The sequence below is a fragment of the Rathayibacter sp. AY1H2 genome (genome assembly GCF_002931985.1).
In the GTDB taxonomy this organism is placed as follows: domain Bacteria; phylum Actinomycetota; class Actinomycetes; order Actinomycetales; family Microbacteriaceae; genus Rathayibacter.
In genome coordinates, this window is sequence record NZ_PSUV01000001.1 from 336148 (window position 1) to 354899 (window position 18752).

The window sequence follows — 18752 nt, forward strand, 5'->3', positions numbered from 1 at the left end:
GATCCGTTCTTCCGGTGCACCGGCTGACCGGTGAGAGCCCTGCGAGTATAACGAGGCGGTGCTCGCGAGCCTCCGAGCGCGCCCCGCGGCCCGCCGCCCCGCCCGCGCACTCTCTCAGGAACATGGCACCGGCCGTTCGACCGCCCGGCAGGGGTCCGCGGTTACGATGGACGACAGTGCACGGCGGTTCACCCCTTGTTCGCCTGCCCCGATGGACGCCCGTCGGAGCCCGACGGTCGGGCATCGACGCCAGAGGGGGACGGGAAAGAGCACCGCAGATGAAGAGACTCCTCGAATCGCAGAAGGTCCGCTTCCTCATCGCGGGCTGCACCAACACGGCGATCGACTTCCTCATCCTCAACACGCTCGTGCTCCTGCTCGGTCTGCCGACCCTCGTCGCCAACGTCTTCTCCGTCCTGGTCGGCATCACGATCTCGTACGCGCTGAACCACTTCTTCGTCTTCCGCCACCCGGGCAGGGTCTCGGTCGCCACGTTCGCGAAGTTCTTCCTCGTCACCGGGTTCAGCTCGCTGGTCCTGCAGTCGGCGATCATCTACGGCTTCGAGGTCTTCTTCGACACCCGCTTCGGCAACTCGCTGCTCTTCCTCCCCAGCTCCGGCGAGAACGCCTTCCTCGCGATCAACATCGCCAAGGCCGTCGCCGTCCTCGTGGGACTGGTGTGGAACTTCTGCATGTACAAGTTCGTCGTCTTCCGCCGTCCGGCGCACGATGCGCTGCCCGCGATCGAGACGGTCTCCCCCGCCGCCGTGGCCGTCAGCACCGAGCCCGTCGACATCGTCCGCTGAGGGCCGCAGGCTCCCGGGCCCCGCTCGAGCCGCGTGCTAGCCTCGTCGAGTTCTTCCGACGGGGCACACCTCCCGTCGACGCCGCACCACCCGGAGGCTCCCATCGCCCGCTCGACGTTGCCCATCGCGGTCGTCGTCGTCACCCACTTCTCGGGTGAGGTCCTCCGCGCGTGCCTCGAGTCCGTGCCGGAGGCGACGGAGCACGACGTGCGCATCGTGGTGGTCGACAACCTGACCACGGACGACTCCGTCCGCAGCGTCGTCGAGCGCCTGCCGCAGGTCGAGTTCCACGAGACCGGGCAGAACCTCGGCTACGGCCGGGCCGTCAACTACGCGGTCGACCGCCTCGGGCCCGAAGTGGAGTGGATCCTGGTGACCAACCCGGACACGGTCTTCCTCCCCGGCTCGATCGACGCCCTCTACGCCGCCGCGACGGCGGACGACCGGATCGGCTCGATCGGGCCCCGGATCCTCGACTCCGACGGCACGATCTACCCCTCCGCCCGCGCTCTGCCCTCGCTCGGCACGGGCGTCGGGCACGCCGTCTTCGCCCACGTCTGGCCCGGCAACCCGTGGTCGGCGACCTACCGGCGCTCGCGCGCGGTCGAGACCCTCCGCCACGGCCGGATGGAGGCGGGCTGGCTCTCCGGCGCCTGCGTGATGGTGCGCCGCACGGCCTTCGAGGAGATCGGCGGGTTCGACGACCGCTACTTCATGTACTTCGAGGACGTCCAGCTGGGCGACTCGCTCGGACAGCGCGGGTGGACCAACGTCTACCTCGCCGACGCGGTCGTCTCCCACCTCGGCGGGCACTCCACCCGCCTGGCCTCGGCGCGGATGCTCGCGGTCCACCACCGCAGCGCCTACCTCTACCTCGCGCAGAAGTACGGCGCCTGGTATCAGGCGCCGATCCGCGCGGCGGTCCGCGCCGGGCTGGGCGCCCGGGTCGCGCTGATGCGCCTGCGCTCGAAGAGCTGATCCGCTCCGATCGGGCGGGCCGCCTGGCCGGCGCCGGGCGGCCCGCCCACCGGATCGGCGGTCAGGACGCGGAGTCGAGCTCCGTGTAGAAGGCCCGCGCCTCGTCCCAGGTCGGCAGCAGGCCCTGCGCCTCGGCCTCGGCCAGCGTCGGTGCGTCGGTGTCCTTCGGCGAGAGGAGCAGCTCGCCGGCCTCCTCCGGGAAGCGCAGGCCGATCTGCTCGTCGAGCGGGTCGATCCCCTTTTCCCGCACCGGGTCGAAGGTGGCGTTCACGAGGTACGAGACCACGGCGCCCTCGGTCAGCGCCACGAAGGCGTGCGCGACCCCCTCGGCGATGTAGACGGAGCGGCGGTCGACGTCGTCGAGCAGGATCGACTCCCAGCGCCCGAAGGTCGGCGACCCGACGCGCACGTCGATCACGTAGTCGACGACCGCGCCGGAGAAGCACGAGACGTACTTGGCCTGCGACGGCGGGATCTGCGCGAAGTGGATGCCGCGGACGGTGCCGCGCCGCGAGACGGAGGTGTTGCCCTGCCGCAGCGAGAGCGGGTGCCCGACCTTCTCGGCCAGGCGGTCGAAGCGGTAGAACTCGTAGAAGACCCCGCGATCGTCGGGGAACTGGCGCGGAGTCACTTCGTAGACGTCGGGGATGTCGAGATCTCGGATCTGCACGGTCGCCAGTTTAACGACGGCGTGTCACGGGCCCGCGACGCCTCTCTGCGCCACCCGGCGGCGTGCCGGAGCGCCGACCGTCGGCCGACGGACCGCTCGGGCATGATGAGGAGGTGACCTTCCTCCTCACGGGCGCCTCCGGCATGCTCGGCACCGACCTGCGCGCGGCCCTCGGCTCCCGCCCCAGCACCGCCCTCGGCCGCTCCGACCTCGACGTGACCGACCTCGACGCCGTGCGCGCCGCCGTCGCGGGACACGACGCCGTGGTGAACTGCGCCGCGTACACCCGCGTCGACGACGCCGAGACCGACGAGGAGGAGGCGCACCGCGTCAACGCCGTCGGAGCGCGCAACCTCGCCCTCGCCACCGCCGAGACGGGAGCCGCACTCGTGCAGGTCTCCACCGACTACGTCTTCGACGGCTCCGCGACGACCCCCTACTCCGAGGACCACCCCCGGAACCCGATCTCGGCCTACGGCCGCACGAAGGCCGAGGGCGAGCGCCTGGTGCTCGAGGCCAACCCGGAGCGCGGGTACGTCGTCCGCACGGCCTGGCTCTACGGCGAGCACGGCGGCAACTTCGCTAAGACGATGGTGCGACTGGCGGGCGCGCACGAGACGCTGACCGTGGTCGACGACCAGCACGGCCAGCCCACCTGGACCGCCGACCTCGCCGCGCGCCTGATCGAGCTGGTCGACGCGGAGGCCCCGGCCGGCGTCTACCACGGCACCAGCTCCGGCGAGACGACCTGGCTCGGCTTCGCCCGTGCCGTCTTCGCCAAGGCGGGCCTGGATCCCGAGCGCCTGCGCCCGACCGACAGCGGCTCGTTCGTCCGCCCCGCTCCGCGTCCGGCCTACTCGGTCCTCGGACACGACGGCTGGAGGCGGGCGGGCCTGCCGCCGCTGCGCTCCTGGCAGGACGCGCTCGCCGCCGCACCCCTCGAGGCGGTGACCCCGTGACCACCACTCTCCGCGTCGTCGTCGACCAGATGCTCGCCCGCGTGCCCGGCGGCATCGGCCGCTACACCGAGGAGCTCACCCGCGAGCTGATCGCGACGGCTCCCCGCGACTGCGAGGTGGAGGCCGTCGTCTCCGCCCACCCGCCCGAGAAGGAGGAGGAGCTGCGCCTGCGCCTGCCCGGCCTCGCGCGCATCCACCGGCTGCCGCTCGGGCGCCGCGAGCTCTCGCGCGCCTGGCAGTACGGGATCGCCATCCCGGCCGGCGGCGGCATGATCCACGCCCCGAGCCTCTTCGCACCGCTGCGCAGCCACGACGGGAGCGAGGGCGAGCAGATCGCCGTCACGATCCACGACACGGTGCCGTGGACGCATCCCGAGACTCTCACCCCCCACGGCGCGAAGTGGCACCGGGCGATGGCCAAGCGCGCCCGCAAGCACGCGGACGCCGTCGTCGTCCCCACTCACGCGGTCGCCCACCAGCTCTCCCAGCTGATGGACTTCGGCGATCGACTGCGCGTGATCGGCGGAGCCGTCGGCTCCGGCCTGGTCGTCCCGGAGGACGCCGACGAGCGCGCCACGGCGCTGGGCCTCCCCCCGGAGTACGTGCTGAGCGTCGGCACGCTGGAGCCGCGCAAGGGCCTGGTCTCGCTGATCGCGGCCTTCGGAGGAGCGTCCGCGCCGGCGATCCCGCTGCTCCTGGTCGGCCCGACCGGCTGGGGCGACCTCGACGTGGCCTCCGTCGCCGACGAGCAGGGCCTCGACGAGACGCGCGTGCGCGCCCTGGGAGTCCTCAGCGACGCCGACCTCGCCGTCGTCCTCTCCCGGGCCACCCTCTTCGTCTACCCGAGCATCGCCGAGGGCTTCGGCCTGCCCGTGCTCGAGGCGATGCACTTCGGAGTGCCGGTGGTGCACTCCGACGACCCCGCGCTGATGGAGGTCGCCGCGGACGCCGGCGTCGCCGTCGAGCGCGGCGACGCGAAGGACTACCCGGACCGCCTCGCCCTCGCCATGAGCAGCGTGCTCGCCGACACCGGGCTGCGCGAGCGGATGTCGGTGGCCGGCCGCGACCGCTCCCGCGCCTTCAGCTGGCGCGACTCCGCCGAGCGCGTCTGGGCGCTGCACGCCGACCTCTGAGGCGTGCGGCACCCGGCCGTCTACGGCGCGGAGTCGCCCGACAGTCCGGCGCTCACCAGCGAGTGCACGACGTCGTAGTCCGGGTCCTCCGGGTCGACGGCCGGCGGGACCAGCTCGATCGGATCCACCGGCTGCGACTTCGTCTTGAGCCCCAGCTGCACGAAGTAGCCGAGCATCCCCTGCGGGACGTCCGTCTTGATGACCTGGGACCCGGCGGACGCGACGTCCTGGAACTTGGCGAGGACGTTGCCCGGCTCGAACTGGGCGAGCAGCGCCTCCTGCACCTGCCGCTGGCGCGCCATCCGGTCGTAGTCGCTCGTGGTGTAGCGAGACCGGGCGTAGGCGAGGGCCTGCTCGCCGTTGAAGTGCCAGTGCCCGGGATCGATCCACTGGTTGACGCCCTGCATCACGCCGTCGGAGTCGGGCAGCCCGCCCAGGGGCAGCGGCTCGTCGGCGACGTAGTCGATGTCGATGCCGCCGAGCGCATCGATCAGCTGGGCGAAGCCCTCCATGTCGATCAGCGCGTAGTACTGGATCCTCAGATCGAGGATGCCCTCGACCGCGTCGCGCATCGCCTCGATGCCGGGCTCGCTGCCGTGGTCGACGGCGTCGGGGTAGAGCTCCGGGTGCTTCAGCTCGACCTCGGTGTAGACCGAATTGAGCTTGCAGACGTCGACGGCGCAGTTGTCGGTGTCGTAGCCGTCGGGGTAGAGCTCGTGCATCGGGCTGGTCTCGGGGAACGGGAAGTCGACGAACTCGCGCGAGACGCCGATGATCGAGGCCTTGCCGCTCGACGCGTCGATGCTGACCACCGAGATGCTGTCGGGGCGCAGACCGTCGCGGTCCTCTCCCGCGTCGCCGCCGAGGAGCATCACGTTGTAGCGGCCGTCGATCGGCTGCTCGATCGCTCCGCCGCCGAAGATCGACGACAGCGTCCCCCGTGTCACGCCGAGCAGGTAGGTGCCGTAGGCGGTGGTGCCGACCGAGATCGCCATCAGCGCGATCGTCGCGAACGCGAGCACGCCGCGCATCCGCGGGCGCACCCGGACGACGCGGATCAGGCGGAGGGTGTCGAGCGTCAGCACGGCCCAGACCACCCCGTAGACGACGAGCGCGGCCTGGAGCGCGAGCATCGAGACGTCGAAGGTCGCGAGCGTGTAGAGGCCGGTCGGGAAGACGAAGTAGAGGAGCACCGCGACCAGGAGGGCGACCCAGAGCCCGAGGGTGAAGCCGAGCCCCAGGCGCCCGAGCCGGCGGTTGCCCGCGAGGACCTGAGCGGACCCGGGCACCAGCAGGTTGACGATCAGCAGCCACCACGCCCGCCGCGTCATGAAGGCGCGGGAGGCGACGTCCGGGTGCCGCAGCGGCAGGGCGACGGCCGTCACAGGCCCGCCACCAGGGCGTCGTTCTTCGCGGCGACCTGCACCTCGAGGTCGGCGGCGAAGTCGTCGAGCGCTGCGGAGAGGGCGTCGTCCGCGGTCGCGAGGATCTTCACCGCGAGCAGTCCGGCGTTCCGCGCTCCGCCGATGGAGACGGCGGCGACGGGGACGCCCGCCGGCATCTGCACGATCGAGAGGAGGGAGTCGAGCCCGTCGAGGCGGGCGAGCGGGACCGGCACTCCGACGACGGGGAGCGAGGTCACGGCGGCGAGCATGCCGGGGAGGTGGGCGGCTCCGCCCGCCCCGGCGATGACGACCTTCAGGCCGCGGCCGCGGGCCTCGCGGCCGTACGCGATCATCGCCTCCGGGGTGCGGTGCGCGGAGACGACCCGGACCTCGTGCGCCACGCCGAATTCGGCGAGGACGGTGGACGCCGCCTGCATGACGGACCAGTCCGAGTCCGACCCCATCACGACGCCGACGAGCGGCGCGGGCCCGTTCACGAGCGCGTCCGCGCTCACGAGAGGGCTCCGGCAGGGGTCGGGGAGGTCGGCAGGCTCGTCACGGCGACCATCGTACGGGTCAGTCCGTGAGAACGGCCGCCGCCGCGCGAGCCTCGTAGACCACGAGGTCGAGGTCGTCGCCGCCGGCGTTCACGTGCCCGACCTTGCGGCCCGGTCGCGGCTCCTTGCCGTAGTTGTGCACCTTCACACCCGGGTGATCGGCGAGCACCCGCGGGTAGCGGTCGGTCAGCGACTCCCCCACCGGGCCGCCGAGCACGTTGACCATCACGGTCCACGGATCGCGGCAGCCCGTCGCGCCGAGCGGCAGGTCGAGGACCGCGCGCAGGTGCTGCTCGAACTGCGACGTGGTCGATCCGTCCATCGTCCAGTGGCCGCTGTTGTGCGGGCGCATGGCCAGCTCGTTGACCAGGATCCGGTCGTCCGTCGTCTCGAACAGCTCGACGGCCAGGACGCCGGTGACCCCGAGGCTGTCGGCGATCGTCTGCGCGATCTCGGCCGCGGCTGATGCGAGCCGGCCGGCGGACGCGGGGGCCGGAGCGATCACCTCGGCGCAGACCCCGTCGCGCTGCACCGACTCCACCACCGGCCAGAGGATGCTCTCGCCGGAGGGACGCCGGGCGACGAGCTGCGCGAGCTCGCGGCGGAAGCCCACCAGCTCCTCGACCAGGAGCGAGCCGCCCCGGCCGTCCTCGGCGAGGGCGGTGAACCAGTCGTCCGCCTCGTGGGCGCCGCGCACCACGCGCACGCCCTTGCCGTCGTAGCCGCCGCGCGCGGTCTTCACCACGGCGCTGCCGCCGTGCTCAGCCAGGAACTCCCCCAGCTCCTCGGCGGAGGAGACCTCGGCCCACTCGGGCACGGGCACGCCGAGCTCGGTCAGGCGGCGCCGCATCATCAGCTTGTCCTGGGCGAACAGCAGGGCGTCGGGGCCGGGGTGCACGGCGACGCCGCGGGCGACGAGCTCGCGGAGGATCGGCTGGGGAACGTGCTCGTGGTCGAACGTCACCACGTCCACGGTCTCGGCGAAGGCGAGCACGGTCGCCTCGTCGCGGTGGTCGCCGACCCGTGTCGCGGCGAGCCCCGCCGGGGCGCCCTCGCTCTCGGCGAGCACGGCGATCTCGATGCCGAGCTCCACCGCCGCGGGGATCATCATCCGGGCGAGCTGGCCGCCCCCGATCACGCCGACGCGCATGGCGCTCCTCCGTCTCCGCCCGCTGGCGCGGGGCGGCTCCATGCTACCGAGGCCCCGACGCGCTCACGCGGGTGGCGGCCACTCCGGCTCGAGAACGGGAGCCGCGCCGATCGCCTCCCGCAGCAGGTCGGCCGTGAGCTCCGGATCCGGCAGGTCCCGCAGCACGAACACCTCGGCTCCCGCCTGCAGGATCCGGACGTCCCCGCACCGGGCGAGGCGCTGGCCGAGGGAGCGCTCGACCACGACCTCCATCCTCCGATCGAAGACCACCTCGGCCCGCCGGATCGACGCCACGCCCCGGCGCGCGCTGAGGCCGGAGGCGGTGACGCGGTAGCGCACGCTCGCCCAGCCCGCGATCCCGGGAGCGCAGAGGAGCAGCACCAGAAGTGCGGTGCCGAGCCCGATGATCCAGCGCTGCAGGGCGAGCTCGAACTGCGCGGCGAAGTAGAAGCCCGTCCAGGTGAGCAGGAGGAGGCCGACGACCGGTGCGACCGCCCGGCGGGCGCGCGGGGTCAGCCGCGCCAGCTCGCGGTCGGCGGGGTCGGTCCTGGCCATCAGGAGCGCAGGTGCGTGACGTCGCCGGCCGTGAACGAGCGCAGCGCGCCGCCCTGCTCGAGCAGGAGCGAGCCGTCCGGGGCGAGTGCGGCGGCGGTCCCCTCCTCCTGCGTGCCGTCGGGCAGCTCGAGCCGGACGCGCGTTCCGAGGGTGCCGCAAGAGGCGCGGACGGCGGCGGCCGCTCCGGAGGCCTCGGCGTCGCCCTGGGCGAGCAGCGGAGCCAGCAGCCCCTGGAATGCGGTCAGGAACGCGGCGAGCACCTCGTCGGCGCTCGTCGTCCGTGCTCCGGCGAGGGCGAGCGAGGTGGCGGTCGGGACCGGCAGCTCCGCCTCCGTCAGCAGCAGGTTCACACCGGTGCCGACGACGACCCGCCCGTCCGGCAGGCGCTCGGCGAGGATCCCCGCGACCTTCCGGCCGTCGATCAGGACGTCGTTGGGCCACTTGACGGCGACGTCCCCGTCGACGAGGGGTGCGAGGGCCCGGGCGAGAGCGGCGCCGGCCACGAGCGGCAGCCAGCCGGAGGCCTCGGCGCCGAGGGCGGAGGCGTCGACCAGAGTCGAGGCCGCGAGCGTGCGGCCCGCGGGCGCCTGCCAGACGCGCCCCAGCCGGCCGCGCCCGGCGCGCTGGTCGCCGGTGGCGACGACGGAGAGGTGCGGCCACGCGGCGGGGTCGGCGGCCGCCCGCTCGCGGAGCTCGTCGTTCGTCGACCCCGCCGACTCGAGCGCGAGGACGCGGGGGGAGACAGCGGAGGAGAGCGGGAGGAGCATGCCGCCACGGTAGCGGCGGCTCCCGCGAGGCCGCTCCGAGCGCCGCTCGCGACGTCCCGCCCTTGTCCGGATCCTCCCGTTCGGAGCGGCCCTCCCTGTGCGAGTGCGACAAGAGGAGGCGTCCGCCCCGCCGGTAGGGTGAGCGGGTGACCGCGAACACCGAACGTCCCGCGCCCGATCTGTACACGACCGCGGGGAAGATCGCGGACCTCAGGAACCGCTACCACGAGGCCGTCACGGCCAGTGGCGAGGCGGCGATCGAGAAGCAGCACGCCAAGGGCAAGATGACCGCACGGGAGCGGATCGACACCCTCCTCGACCCGGGCTCGTTCGTCGAGCTGGACGAGTTCGTCCGCCACCGCACCCACGCCTTCGGCATGGAGAAGAAGCGACCCTACGGCGACGCCGTCGTCACCGGCACCGGCACCATCCACGGCCGCCAGGTCGCCGTGTACTCGCAGGACTTCACGATCTTCGGCGGCTCGCTCGGCGAGGTGGCCGGCGAGAAGATCATCAAGGTGATGGACCTCGCCCTGAAGACCGGCGTCCCGATCATCGGCATCCTCGACTCCGGCGGAGCACGGATCCAGGAGGGCGTGGTCGCCCTCGGCAAGTACGGCGAGATCTTCCGCCGCAACACCGCGGCGAGCGGCGTGATCCCCCAGATCTCGATCATCTGCGGCCCTGCCGCGGGAGGCGCGGTCTACTCCCCCGCCCTGACCGACTTCGTGATCATGGTCGACAAGACCAGCCAGATGTTCGTCACCGGGCCCGACGTGATCAAGACCGTCACCGGCGAGGACGTCGGCATGGAGGAGCTCGGCGGCGCGCTGACCCACAACAAGATCTCGGGCGTCTCGCACTACCTCGCGAGCGACGAGAACGACGCGCTCGACTACGCGCGGACGCTCCTCTCCTTCCTCCCGGACAACAACCTGTCGCCTGTCCCCGTCTTCGAGACCGAGGTCGACCTCGAGACGACCGACGCGGACCGCTTCCTCGACACGGTCATCCCGGACAGCCCGAACCAGCCGTACGACATGCGCGCCGTCATCGAGCACATCGTCGACGAGGGCGACTTCCTCGAGGTGCAGCCGCTGTTCGCGCCGAACATCGTGATCGGCTTCGGCCGCGTCGAGGGCCGCTCCGTCGGCATCATCGCGAACCAGCCGAGCGCCATGGCGGGCACGCTGAACATCGAGGCGGGCGAGAAGGCGTCCCGCTTCGTCCGCTTCTGCGACGCGTTCTCGCTGCCGATCCTGACCCTGGTCGACGTCCCGGGCTATCTGCCCGGCACCGACCAGGAGTGGACCGGCGTCATCCGCCGCGGCGCGAAGCTGCTCTACGCCTACGCCGAGGCGACCGTGCCGCTGGTCACGGTCATCCTGCGCAAGGCCTACGGCGGCGCGTACATCGTGATGGGGTCCAAGCAGCTGGGAGCCGACATCAACCTCGCGTGGCCGACCGCCGAGATCGCCGTCATGGGAGGCCAGGGCGCGGTGAACATCCTCTACCGCAACGAGATCCGCAAGGCGGAGGAGGCCGGCGAGGACGTCGCAGCCGTCCGGACGCGCCTGGCGAACGAGTACACCTACAACGTCGCGAGCCCGTTCCTCGCGGCCGAGCGCGGCGAGCTCGACGGCGTGATCGAGCCCTCGGCGACGCGTGTCTCCGTCATCAAGGCGTTGCGGGCGCTGCGCACCAAGCGCGCCAACCTGCCCGCGAAGAAGCACGGCAACATCCCGCTCTGACCCGACTCGCTCGGACGCCGCGGCAGGAGACGGGAGACCGTCCGTGCCGCGGCGTTCCGCTGCGACCGCCTCCTCACGGGGCGGAGGGGCGGAACGATCAGTCGGAGGAGCCGGGGCCGGTCCGTCGGACAGCGGACTCCGCGGGAGCATCGGGCCGCACGACGGGAGCGGCCGGCTCCGCGGCCGGAGCACCCAGCTCCCCTGTCGCGGAATCGGGCTCCGCTTCCCGGGCATCCGCCCTCGCAGCCGGAGCACCCGCCTTCACCCCAGGACCGTCCGGCTCGGCTGTCGGAGCACCCGCCTTCGCCGCAGGAGCGCCTGCCCTGGCGGCCGGAGCATCCGGCTTCGCCGCGGACGCCTCGGACGGCTTCTCCTCCGGCTTCGCCCCGACCACCCGCGCGAACGCCAGCGCCTGCGCGGCGGAGAGGTCGGGCAGATAGGCGCGACCCAGCGCGGCTCCGATCCGGGGCAGCTGCAGCGCGTCGGGGTAGGTCATCCAGAGGCCCGCGTAGCGCGGGTGGAACTTGGCCTTGAAGCGGAACAGCGACGTGAAGCCGTAGGCCGGCTCGAGCGTCCGCGAGAGGAACTCGAGCAGGCGCGAGAGGACCGTCGGCTCCGGAGGCTCCTCCCCCTCCTCGACCGGTGCGGTGGCGAGCGGTGCGCCCGAGAGCGAGAGGAACTCGGCGCCCTCCTCCTTGACGCGCAGCGCCGCGGAGGCGATGAGGAACTCCATGATGCCGGGCATCGAGTCGTCGGAGCGGCGCATGAAGTCGAGGGTCCAGCCGACCACGCGCCCCTCCCGATGCACGGGCAGCCAGCTCGTCACCCCCTGCAGCACGCCGTCCGGTCCGACCGCGAGCAGGAGGGCGACGTCGGGATCGCGGACCTCGTCGATCCCACCGAGGGTGAAGCCCATCTCGGGCAGCGCCTTCTCGGCGACCCAGCGCTCCGACAGGTCGACGATCTGGTTGGCCATGCCGAGGGAGAGCTCGGGCCAGCTGGTCCACTGCGCCTCGATGCCCAGCTTGATGCCGCGCGTGAGCGGGTAGCGCACCTTCTGCCACCGCTTGCCGGTGAGCTCGAAGGAGGAGAGCTCGATGATCGTCTCCTCGCCGACCGAGAGGCGCGACCAGCCGAGCCGGTCGAAGACGGGGAGCAGCTCGTCGTGGATGCTGTAGAAGACGGGCGTCCAGCTGCGCTCGTCGCAGAAACGCACGAACTCGGCCACGACGTCCTCGCGCCGCTCGGGAGCGCAGGCCGGGTCGGAGAGGGTGATCGCCACGCCGCCGATCACCCGGTAGGCGACTCCGCCGGTCCCGTCGGCCGAGATCCAGTGCGCGTTGCCCTCCCAGGTCCCCTGATGGCCGAGGCTGCCGGCGCCGTGCAGGGACAGGAGCGCGCGGTACCGCGCCTCGTCGCCGCGGTTCCGCTGCACGTCGGTGGCCCGGAGCAGGGCGACCACCGCGACGACGACCACGAGCCAGAACACCGGGCCGACCCACTCGAAGACGATCCGCGCGACGGGCTCCCGCGGCACGGCGAGCAGTCCGGCGCCGCCGAGGAAGCTCACCGGGACGAAGCGCAGCAGCCCGTCCAGGAGGAGTCTCCCGAGGCCCAGGAGCGGCTCGAAGCTCGTGCGCACGCCGGCCGAGAGCGCCAGGTAGCCGCCGAGGGACACGACGAAGGCGATGGCGACGACCCGCGTCCAGAGCCTCGCGGCGGCACGGGGCGCGCGGATGCGGAAGTGCCTCCTCCCGATCACGAGCATCGCCACGACGGCCAGCGGCACCAGCACCGTCGTCGCCACCCAGAGCAGGTACTCGGCGTAGTACAGGAACTCGGGGTGACGGGCGGCGCGCTGGAGGGAGAAGACCTCCAGGATCGCGATCGCGATGTTCACCCCGACCGCCAGCAGCAGGCCCAAGCGGCGCCCGGAGCGCAGGCCGTAGGCGGCGACGAGCAGGAGGACGAGCGGGACGAACGTCAGCAGGATCGGCCCGGGGGCGACCAGGCTCAGCTTCACGTGGTGCGCGCAGTGCCGGAGGGCGCGGCTGCACGGGTCCTCGAGGTCCGTCGTCCCCGTGAAGGCGCTCTGCAGCAGTCGGCCGAGGAACGAGAACGGACCGTAGCCCGAGTCGGAGAGGACGGCGACGAGCGGACCGATCGCGGTGACGACGACGACCGCCGCCAGCAGCCCCCGGGACTCGCGGTGCGAGCTCGGCGCCGGACGCTGCGGACGCAGCCCCGACGCTCCCCGCGCGAGCACCGCGCCGAGCACGAGCCCCGCGCCGCCCGCGAGGAGCCGGTACGCGTCGGCGGAGTCGCCCGCGTAGAGCACGAACATCAGCACGACGGCGAAGACGGTCACCCGGAGCCTGCGACGCCACAGAGCGCCCATGAAGGCGGTCGAGGCGATGAGGGCGCCGACCGCGCCGATCAGCGGGTCGAAGGTGTGGTCGCCGACGGTGTCGCCCGCCCACCACTCCCCGACGAGAGCGCCGATCGACTGCACGGAGGACCCGACGACGATCCCGACGGCGCCTGTCACGAGGAAGGCGAGGAGGGTGCGGGCCGAGCCGAGGCGGCGCTCCGCGGCGAGGAGCATCGGGAGCACCAGCACGACGTCCAGGAGCAGCTGCAGCGGGTCCGCCGCGATCAGGAGGGCGGTCACCGCCGTCCACGGACGGCCGTCGAGGGTCGTCATCGGGCCCGCCGCCCACCAGGCCGTCGTCTCGGCTCCCGCGGGGGCGACGAGCGTCCCCGTGATCGCGCTCGCGGCCAGGAGGACCAGGACGACCGAGACGGCCGCCGGCGACCTCCGGACCAGCAGACGCAGGGGGCGCAGCGCCGCGGCACCGCTCCTCGGGAACCACGTCGGCATGCGGGGACGCTCCTGTTCGCAACGGACGGACGACGCTCCGGCGGCATCCGGCGTCAGCATAGCCATGCCCCGCCGACCGGCGCCGTGAACGGCATGCGATAGCGTCACGGGATGACCGCCTCCGACTCCGCACCCGCCGTCGTCATCTCCACCCCCGGCCTCGACGCCGCCGAGATCGCCGCCGTCACGGCCGTCGTCACCGCACTGACCTCGCGCACCGAGGCCGAGCCGGAGACCCCGCAGGAGCTCAGCGGCGGCTGGAACGACCGCGCCGCGGCGGTCCGCGGGCCGCTCCGGCCGGCACCCGGAGCGTGGCGCTCCTTCTCCGGCTGAGCGGACTCGCAGACGCAGCCCGTCGGGGAACGAGCGATCCGCGACGCGGAACGTGAAATTTGTCCCCCGATTAGTCCCCTAAAGTGCTGACTATGCGCCTCCTGGCGGAGCGAGCACACTAGTGGACGTACGGTGCTCCTCCTTCGGAAGGGGCACCGCCAATCACTCGCCGACCAGGGTAAGCAGGCGGGTGTGTTGGGGGCGAGTGAGGGTAATATTCGGGTTGTTACCCTCACTCGGGGTTTGACGGCGGGCCGGGCCCCCTCTTCGGAGGAGTGGACGGCCCGCCGCACTCCGTTAACGGGCTTTCGTCCTGACGCGCTCGGCGCTCAACGGGCTCCGCTCATGACGGCTCTGCTCACGCTCGTGCCGCGCCGACGATCGGTCCGCGCCGAGAGACCGGGTGCGCCAGGACCTGAGCCGTGCTGAGAGCCGGAGCGTACCGACCGCGGCACCGATCCGACATCCGCACGCCCTCCGGGGCGGGTCGCCGCCGGTCGCTGCGCAGGCGGACGGCCGCGCCGTCCCGCGCGCGCTCCGCCGCTCAGACGTCCCGTCCGCCGACGCCGTCGCGCCGGATCTCGACCCAGGCGTCGACCTCGTCCCCCGCGTCGTCGGAGCCGAGGGCGCCCGCGCTGCCGTCGCCGGCCGTCCGCAGGCCCACCACTGTGACCGCCGAGGCCGAGTCGGCCGACGCGGTGCGCACCACCACGCGGTCGACCTCCTCGCGGATCCCGCTCAGAGCCTGGGCGAGCTCCCCCAGCACCCGTCGGCTCTCGCCCTCGGAGGTGCGGTCGAGGCCGCCGTCGTCGAGCACCAACACGGTCACCCCCCGCCGCCGCGCGTCGAGCACGAGACGCCGCACCTCGTCGTCCAGCAGCCGCCGGCCGCGGATCTCGTCGCGCACGGCCGCCTCGAGCAGCCGGCACTCGCGCCGCTCCTCGTCGGTGAGGCCCGGTCCCGGCTCGGCGATGCGCAGCAGCATGTCGGCGGCGAGGGCGCGGGTCTGCTCCAGCCGGACCTCGCGCTCCGTGAGGTGCGCCTCCTCCGCGGCCCGCCACGACGCGGCCGCGCGCTCGGCCGCCTCGAGCACGCGCGCCTCAGAGCCCGCGCGCCCGAGCTCGACGATGAGCAGCTGCGCGATCGCGACCCAGGCGATCCCCCCGACGACGCCGAGAGTGGCCAGCGCGGCCGGGCCGGCCCAGAACACGGTGTGCACGATCAGGAAGCCGACGCCGACCCAGGCGCAGGCCGCGCGCCGGCGGGCGCACACGATCGTCATGAGGGTGCCGACCGCGGCGATGTACCAGGTGGAGTAGCCGTTGGAGGCACCCGGATCGAGCGAGGGCGCGACCAGCAGCGGCAGAGCGACGGCGACCGCGGTCATCCCGACCGCGGCGGGCAGGGCGAGCCGGGTCGTCGCTCCCGGCCAGAGGGCGACGACGGTCGCCGCGACGTACAGCGCGACCGCGACGAGGTCGGCCGGCGTGGCCGGGGAGATGCGGAAGGAGAAGAAGGCGAGCACCACGTGGTACAGCGAGAAGCCGGCGCCGAGCGCCTGGAGCAGGGGGCGCGGGTAGGCGATCACGGCCCTCCTCCCGCGTCCGCCCGCCAGGAGAGGACGACACGGGTGCCCTCGCCCGGAGTCGAGTCGACCCACGCCGATCCCCGCGCGTTGTGCACCCGCTCGAGGATGGAGAGCCGGATGCCCAGCCGCTCGCGCGGGACGTCGGCGAGCCGGAAGCCGCGGCCGTCGTCCTCCACCACGACCTCCACCGCGCCGTCGCCCAGCAGCCCGTGCACGGCGCGGTGGACGCTGCCGCTCGGACCCGCGTGCTGAACGCTGTTGGCGAGCGCCTGCCAGACCGCGCCGAGCAGCGCCTCGGCCACCGGGCGCGGCAGCGTCGTCGCGCGCGGATCCACTCCGTCGGCCGTCGCGACTGCGATCTCGGTCCCGAAGGTGGACGCCGCGTGGGCGAGCTGGCGCTGCAGGAGCTCGAGCGGGACCAGCCCCTCGGGCGGCTCCGGCTCGTGGTCGGGCAGCAGCACGGCGAGGGTGCGCTGCGCCATCGAGGAGACCAGCGCACGCTCGGCCGGCGACTCGGCGGAGGCGGCGGAGAGCAGCGTCGCAAGCACGTTGTCGTGCACCAGGGCGTCGACCTCGACCCGCTCCACCTCGCCGGCGTGCTGGCGCATCGCCGCCTCGTACTGCTCCATGGCCGTCGTCTGCGCGCGATCGATCTGGTCGGCCGACTGCCGGAGCACGGTGATCAGCACCAGCATCACGAAGCCGACGATGCCCACGTAGGCGGCGTCGAGGATCGCGCGGGTCGGCTCCGCCCCGCCGCCGGAGGGGAGGACGCGCAGCAGCCCGAACAGCACGGTCGTCACCGACACGTACGCGATCGCGATCCGGAGGGGAGCCGCGATCGTGCAGAAGGCGGTGCCGATGGTCAGCAGGTACCAGATCCACGGGGTCTCGCGGTCCGCGCCCCCGGTGGCGACGGCGGCCGGCCAGGTCAGGAGGGCCACGAGGACACCGACCGCGACCAGGACCGCCGTGATCCGCGTGCCCCGCCGCAGCACGGCGGTGACCACGGCGGCGGTGAGCGATCCGAAGACCAGCACCAGCACCGGCCAGGCCACCTCGGGGCGCAGCAGGGGCAGCTGGGCGAGGATCGGCGGGACGGTCTGCACGCCGAAGCCGAAGCCGAAGAACGACACGACCGTGCTGATGATCCGGTCGATCCGCTCGCGCCCGGCGTTGCGGCGGGCGATCGGCGCCTCAGCGCCCGCCATCGCCGTCGTCCGGGTCGATGCCCGGCAGGATGCCGTCCTCCACCGCGCGCCGCAGCAGATCGACCTTCGTCGGGGCGGGACGGCCGATCTCGACGTACTTGTCGCGGATCCGGTCGAGGTACTCCTTCGCCGTCGACACCGAGATCTGCAGCCGCTCGGCCACCAGCTTCAACGGCAGCCCCGAGGCGTAGAGGTGCAGGACGTCGCGCTCGCGACGACCGAGCACGGCCCGCGCGAAGTCGTCGTCGGCGTCGATGGCCGAGGCCCACTCCAGATTGTTGAGGACCTCGCCGCGGGCGACGGTGCGGATGGCGGCGACGACCGTCGACATGGGCGAGGACTTCGGGATGACGCCGGCCGCTCCCGCGGCGAGCGCCTCCCGCACGGCCACGACGCGGTCGGCGATGCTGTGGACGAGGACGGCGGAGCCGCGCACCTGCCCCCACTTGACGTTGCTGGTGATGCTCGAGCCGTCGTTCAGGGACAGGTCGAGGACGAGCACCTCGATCTCGGCGCCGCCGATCGTGCTCTCGAGGGCCTGGACGGTCTCGGCGGCGGCGACCACCTGCATCCCCGCGCTCTCGACGGCGGCGGCCACGCCCAGGCGCACCGACTCGTGGTCGTCCACGATCGCCACGCGCACGCGCGGGGCCTCGGCTGCGTCGACGTGGGGCTCCATCCCGCCCATGGTACGCAGGCGCGGGCCCGCGGTCAGTCCTCTCGGCGGACCAGTCGCGCAACGGCCTCCACGTGGGAGGTGTGCGGGAAGAGGTCGAAGCCCTCGAGGCGCTCCAGCTCGTAGCCGGACCCGGTCAGGGCGCCCACGTCGCGGGCGAGCGCGACCGGGTCGCAGGCGACGTAGACGAGCTGCGCCGGCCGCAGCTCCGCCAGAGCGTCGGTGACCGCTCGGCCGGCGCCCGAGCGCGGCGGGTCGAGGACCACGGTCGCCGCGCGCCACCGCGCCCGCTCGCGCGCATCGGCCTGGGCGACGACGTCGCGGAGGTAGCGGTCGACGCGGGCGGTCACCGCGCGGGCGCCGACCTGGTCGGCCAGGTTCTCGAGCGCGTGCTCGGTGGCGCGGGAGTCACTCTCGACGCTGGTCACGCGCACTCCGGCGCCGAGGCGGTCGGCCAGCGCCGCGGCGAGCAGGCCCACCCCGCCGTAGAGGTCGTGGTTGGCGGCCGACGGGTCCGCCGCATCCGCGTCGACGGCGGCCTGCACGGCCTCGAAGAGCGCGGCGGCGGCTCCGCGGTGCACCTGCCAGAAGCCGGTGCGGTCGACCCGGAAGGTGCGGTCGGCGACGAACTCGCTCACCACCGTGCGGTCGCGGCGGGCGCGCTTGTCGGAGGGGTCGTGCACGAGCACCGCGGCCCCCTCGGACCCGGCCGCGTCGACGAGGTCGACCACCGAGCCGGGAGCGAGGCGCTCGCCGAGCGGTGCGGCCAAGGAGGAGTCGGCGGTCGCGAGGGGCAGCGACTCCACGGTGACGACGTGGTGGCTGCGTGCCGCGTAGGGGCCGACCCGTCCGTCGTCGTCGACGTGGAGGCGGTTCCGCGTGCGCCAGCCGAGGCCGCCGGACGCGTCGTCCCCGCCGATCGGCGAGACCTCCACCTCGACCTCGCGACGGGCGAAGCGGGAGAAGGAGTCGACGAGCACGAGGCGCTTCAGCTCGCGCTGGTAGGCCAGGTCGGCGTGGCCGAGCTCGGCGCCGCCGACGCGCTCCCCCGGGCGGCGGTCGAGGGCGGCCTCGGGCCAGACGTGCTCCACCCGGTGCTCGGACGCCTCGAGCACCTCGAGCGCCTCGGCACGCCAGAAGCTGTCGTGCCGGACCTCGCTGATCCGCGCCCGCACGCGCTCGCCGGGGAGGACGTCCGGGACGAAGACGACGCGGCCCTCGTGCCGGGCGACGAACACGCCGCCGTGGGCGACGTTGCTAATGTCGAGCTCGATCTCGGTCCCGAGTGCGTCGTCGGCCCCGTCGGGGCGGGCGGATGCTCGGGACGGGGTCTGTGCCATCCGTCGAGCATC

17 protein-coding genes are annotated in these 18752 nt (G+C 73.2%); 6 read left to right on the top strand and 11 right to left on the bottom strand.

Annotated elements, in window-relative coordinates:
• The first annotated feature begins 278 nt into the window (after positions 1 to 278).
• Together C5C29_RS01490 and C5C29_RS01495 are read left to right on the top strand one after the other, a co-directional pair.
• Positions 279 to 806 carry a GtrA family protein gene (locus tag C5C29_RS01490; protein WP_104223158.1) on the top strand — a complete coding sequence of 176 codons (528 nt, stop codon included), beginning with the start codon at positions 279 to 281 and terminating at the stop codon, positions 804 to 806.
• 117 nt (positions 807 to 923) lie between these two features.
• Complete coding sequence (locus tag C5C29_RS01495; RefSeq protein WP_244229466.1) at positions 924 to 1784, top strand: glycosyltransferase family 2 protein; 861 nt, start codon at positions 924 to 926, stop codon at positions 1782 to 1784.
• Between the two features lie 61 nt (positions 1785 to 1845).
• Here C5C29_RS01495 and C5C29_RS01500 read toward each other — a convergent pair whose 3' ends face one another.
• Positions 1846 to 2454, bottom strand: a complete 609-nt coding sequence (locus C5C29_RS01500) for a dTDP-4-dehydrorhamnose 3,5-epimerase family protein (protein WP_104223159.1) — start codon at positions 2452 to 2454, stop codon at positions 1846 to 1848.
• A gap of 113 nt (positions 2455 to 2567) precedes the next feature.
• On the opposite strand from C5C29_RS01500, the gene rfbD reads away from it, so the two are divergent.
• Positions 2568 to 3413: a dTDP-4-dehydrorhamnose reductase gene (gene rfbD / locus C5C29_RS01505; RefSeq protein WP_104223160.1), complete on the top strand. Its 846-nt coding sequence runs from the start codon at positions 2568 to 2570 to the stop codon at positions 3411 to 3413.
• Positions 3410 to 4546 carry a glycosyltransferase family 1 protein gene (locus C5C29_RS01510; RefSeq protein WP_244229467.1) on the top strand — a complete coding sequence of 379 codons (1137 nt, stop codon included), beginning with the start codon at positions 3410 to 3412 and terminating at the stop codon, positions 4544 to 4546. The genes rfbD and C5C29_RS01510 overlap by 4 nt, the downstream gene beginning before the upstream one ends.
• Positions 4547 to 4566: 20 nt before the next feature.
• On the opposite strand, the gene C5C29_RS01515 is transcribed toward C5C29_RS01510, so the two are convergent.
• The 5 genes from C5C29_RS01515 to C5C29_RS01535 form a co-directional block, all read right to left on the bottom strand.
• Entirely contained in the window at positions 4567 to 5931 is a 1365-nt protein-coding gene (locus tag C5C29_RS01515) for an LCP family protein (protein ID WP_258062231.1), read from the bottom strand.
• Complete coding sequence (gene purE / locus C5C29_RS01520; RefSeq protein ID WP_104223226.1) at positions 5928 to 6395, bottom strand: 5-(carboxyamino)imidazole ribonucleotide mutase; 468 nt, start codon at positions 6393 to 6395, stop codon at positions 5928 to 5930. Before purE ends, C5C29_RS01515 begins: the two co-directional genes overlap by 4 nt.
• Positions 6396 to 6507: 112 nt before the next feature.
• Positions 6508 to 7638 carry a 5-(carboxyamino)imidazole ribonucleotide synthase gene (locus C5C29_RS01525; RefSeq protein WP_104223161.1) on the bottom strand — a complete coding sequence of 377 codons (1131 nt, stop codon included), beginning with the start codon at positions 7636 to 7638 and terminating at the stop codon, positions 6508 to 6510.
• 63 nt (positions 7639 to 7701) lie between these two features.
• Positions 7702 to 8193 (bottom strand): PH domain-containing protein, encoded by a 492-nt coding sequence (locus C5C29_RS01530; protein WP_104223162.1) that lies wholly within the window; start codon positions 8191 to 8193, stop codon positions 7702 to 7704.
• Complete coding sequence (locus C5C29_RS01535; protein ID WP_104223163.1) at positions 8193 to 8960, bottom strand: biotin--[acetyl-CoA-carboxylase] ligase; 768 nt, start codon at positions 8958 to 8960, stop codon at positions 8193 to 8195. Before C5C29_RS01535 ends, C5C29_RS01530 begins: the two co-directional genes overlap by 1 nt.
• Before the next feature lie 146 nt (positions 8961 to 9106).
• Here C5C29_RS01535 and C5C29_RS01540 point away from each other — a divergent pair, with 146 nt between their 5' ends.
• The gene (locus C5C29_RS01540; protein WP_104223164.1) at positions 9107 to 10711 is read left to right on the top strand and encodes an acyl-CoA carboxylase subunit beta; all 1605 of its coding nucleotides are present in this window, start codon (positions 9107 to 9109) and stop codon (positions 10709 to 10711) included.
• 97 nt (positions 10712 to 10808) lie between these two features.
• Here C5C29_RS01540 and C5C29_RS01545 read toward each other — a convergent pair whose 3' ends face one another.
• The gene (locus C5C29_RS01545) at positions 10809 to 13592 is read right to left on the bottom strand and encodes a bifunctional lysylphosphatidylglycerol flippase/synthetase MprF (RefSeq protein WP_181074920.1); all 2784 of its coding nucleotides are present in this window, start codon (positions 13590 to 13592) and stop codon (positions 10809 to 10811) included.
• Between the two features lie 111 nt (positions 13593 to 13703).
• Between C5C29_RS01545 and C5C29_RS01550 the strand changes: the two genes are divergently transcribed.
• Entirely contained in the window at positions 13704 to 13925 is a 222-nt protein-coding gene (locus tag C5C29_RS01550) for an acyl-CoA carboxylase subunit epsilon (protein WP_104223166.1), read from the top strand.
• 544 nt (positions 13926 to 14469) lie between these two features.
• On the opposite strand, the gene C5C29_RS01555 is transcribed toward C5C29_RS01550, so the two are convergent.
• From C5C29_RS01555 to C5C29_RS01570, 4 genes are read right to left on the bottom strand one after another with little or no spacing between them, the layout of a single operon-like run.
• Complete coding sequence (locus tag C5C29_RS01555) at positions 14470 to 15513, bottom strand: hypothetical protein (RefSeq protein ID WP_104223167.1); 1044 nt, start codon at positions 15511 to 15513, stop codon at positions 14470 to 14472.
• Positions 15510 to 16724: a sensor histidine kinase gene (locus C5C29_RS01560; protein ID WP_104223168.1), complete on the bottom strand. Its 1215-nt coding sequence runs from the start codon at positions 16722 to 16724 to the stop codon at positions 15510 to 15512. Before C5C29_RS01560 ends, C5C29_RS01555 begins: the two co-directional genes overlap by 4 nt.
• Positions 16711 to 17412, bottom strand: a complete 702-nt coding sequence (locus C5C29_RS01565) for a response regulator transcription factor (RefSeq protein WP_104223169.1) — start codon at positions 17410 to 17412, stop codon at positions 16711 to 16713. The genes C5C29_RS01560 and C5C29_RS01565 overlap by 14 nt, the downstream gene beginning before the upstream one ends.
• Before the next feature lie 23 nt (positions 17413 to 17435).
• The gene (locus tag C5C29_RS01570) at positions 17436 to 18740 is read right to left on the bottom strand and encodes a class I SAM-dependent RNA methyltransferase (protein WP_146082231.1); all 1305 of its coding nucleotides are present in this window, start codon (positions 18738 to 18740) and stop codon (positions 17436 to 17438) included.
• Between the last annotated feature and the right edge of the window lie 12 nt (positions 18741 to 18752).

Bases quoted from the DNA above. Each gene is read 5' to 3' on its own strand.
- C5C29_RS01490 (WP_104223158.1), top strand. From the start codon at position 279: ATGAAGAGACTCCTCGAATCGCAGAAGGTCCGCTTCCTCATCGCGGGC.
- purE (WP_104223226.1), bottom strand. From the start codon at position 6,395: ATGGGGTCGGACTCGGACTGGTCCGTCATGCAGGCGGCGTCCACCGTC.
- C5C29_RS01525 (WP_104223161.1), bottom strand. From the start codon at position 7,638: ATGCGCGTCGGCGTGATCGGGGGCGGCCAGCTCGCCCGGATGATGATC.
- C5C29_RS01530 (WP_104223162.1), bottom strand. From the start codon at position 8,193: ATGGCCAGGACCGACCCCGCCGACCGCGAGCTGGCGCGGCTGACCCCG.
- C5C29_RS01535 (WP_104223163.1), bottom strand. From the start codon at position 8,960: ATGCTCCTCCCGCTCTCCTCCGCTGTCTCCCCCCGCGTCCTCGCGCTC.
- C5C29_RS01545 (WP_181074920.1), bottom strand. From the start codon at position 13,592: ATGCCGACGTGGTTCCCGAGGAGCGGTGCCGCGGCGCTGCGCCCCCTG.
- C5C29_RS01550 (WP_104223166.1), top strand. From the start codon at position 13,704: ATGACCGCCTCCGACTCCGCACCCGCCGTCGTCATCTCCACCCCCGGC.
- C5C29_RS01560 (WP_104223168.1), bottom strand. From the start codon at position 16,724: ATGGCGGGCGCTGAGGCGCCGATCGCCCGCCGCAACGCCGGGCGCGAG.
- C5C29_RS01565 (WP_104223169.1), bottom strand. From the start codon at position 17,412: ATGGGCGGGATGGAGCCCCACGTCGACGCAGCCGAGGCCCCGCGCGTG.
- C5C29_RS01570 (WP_146082231.1), bottom strand. From the start codon at position 18,740: ATGGCACAGACCCCGTCCCGAGCATCCGCCCGCCCCGACGGGGCCGAC.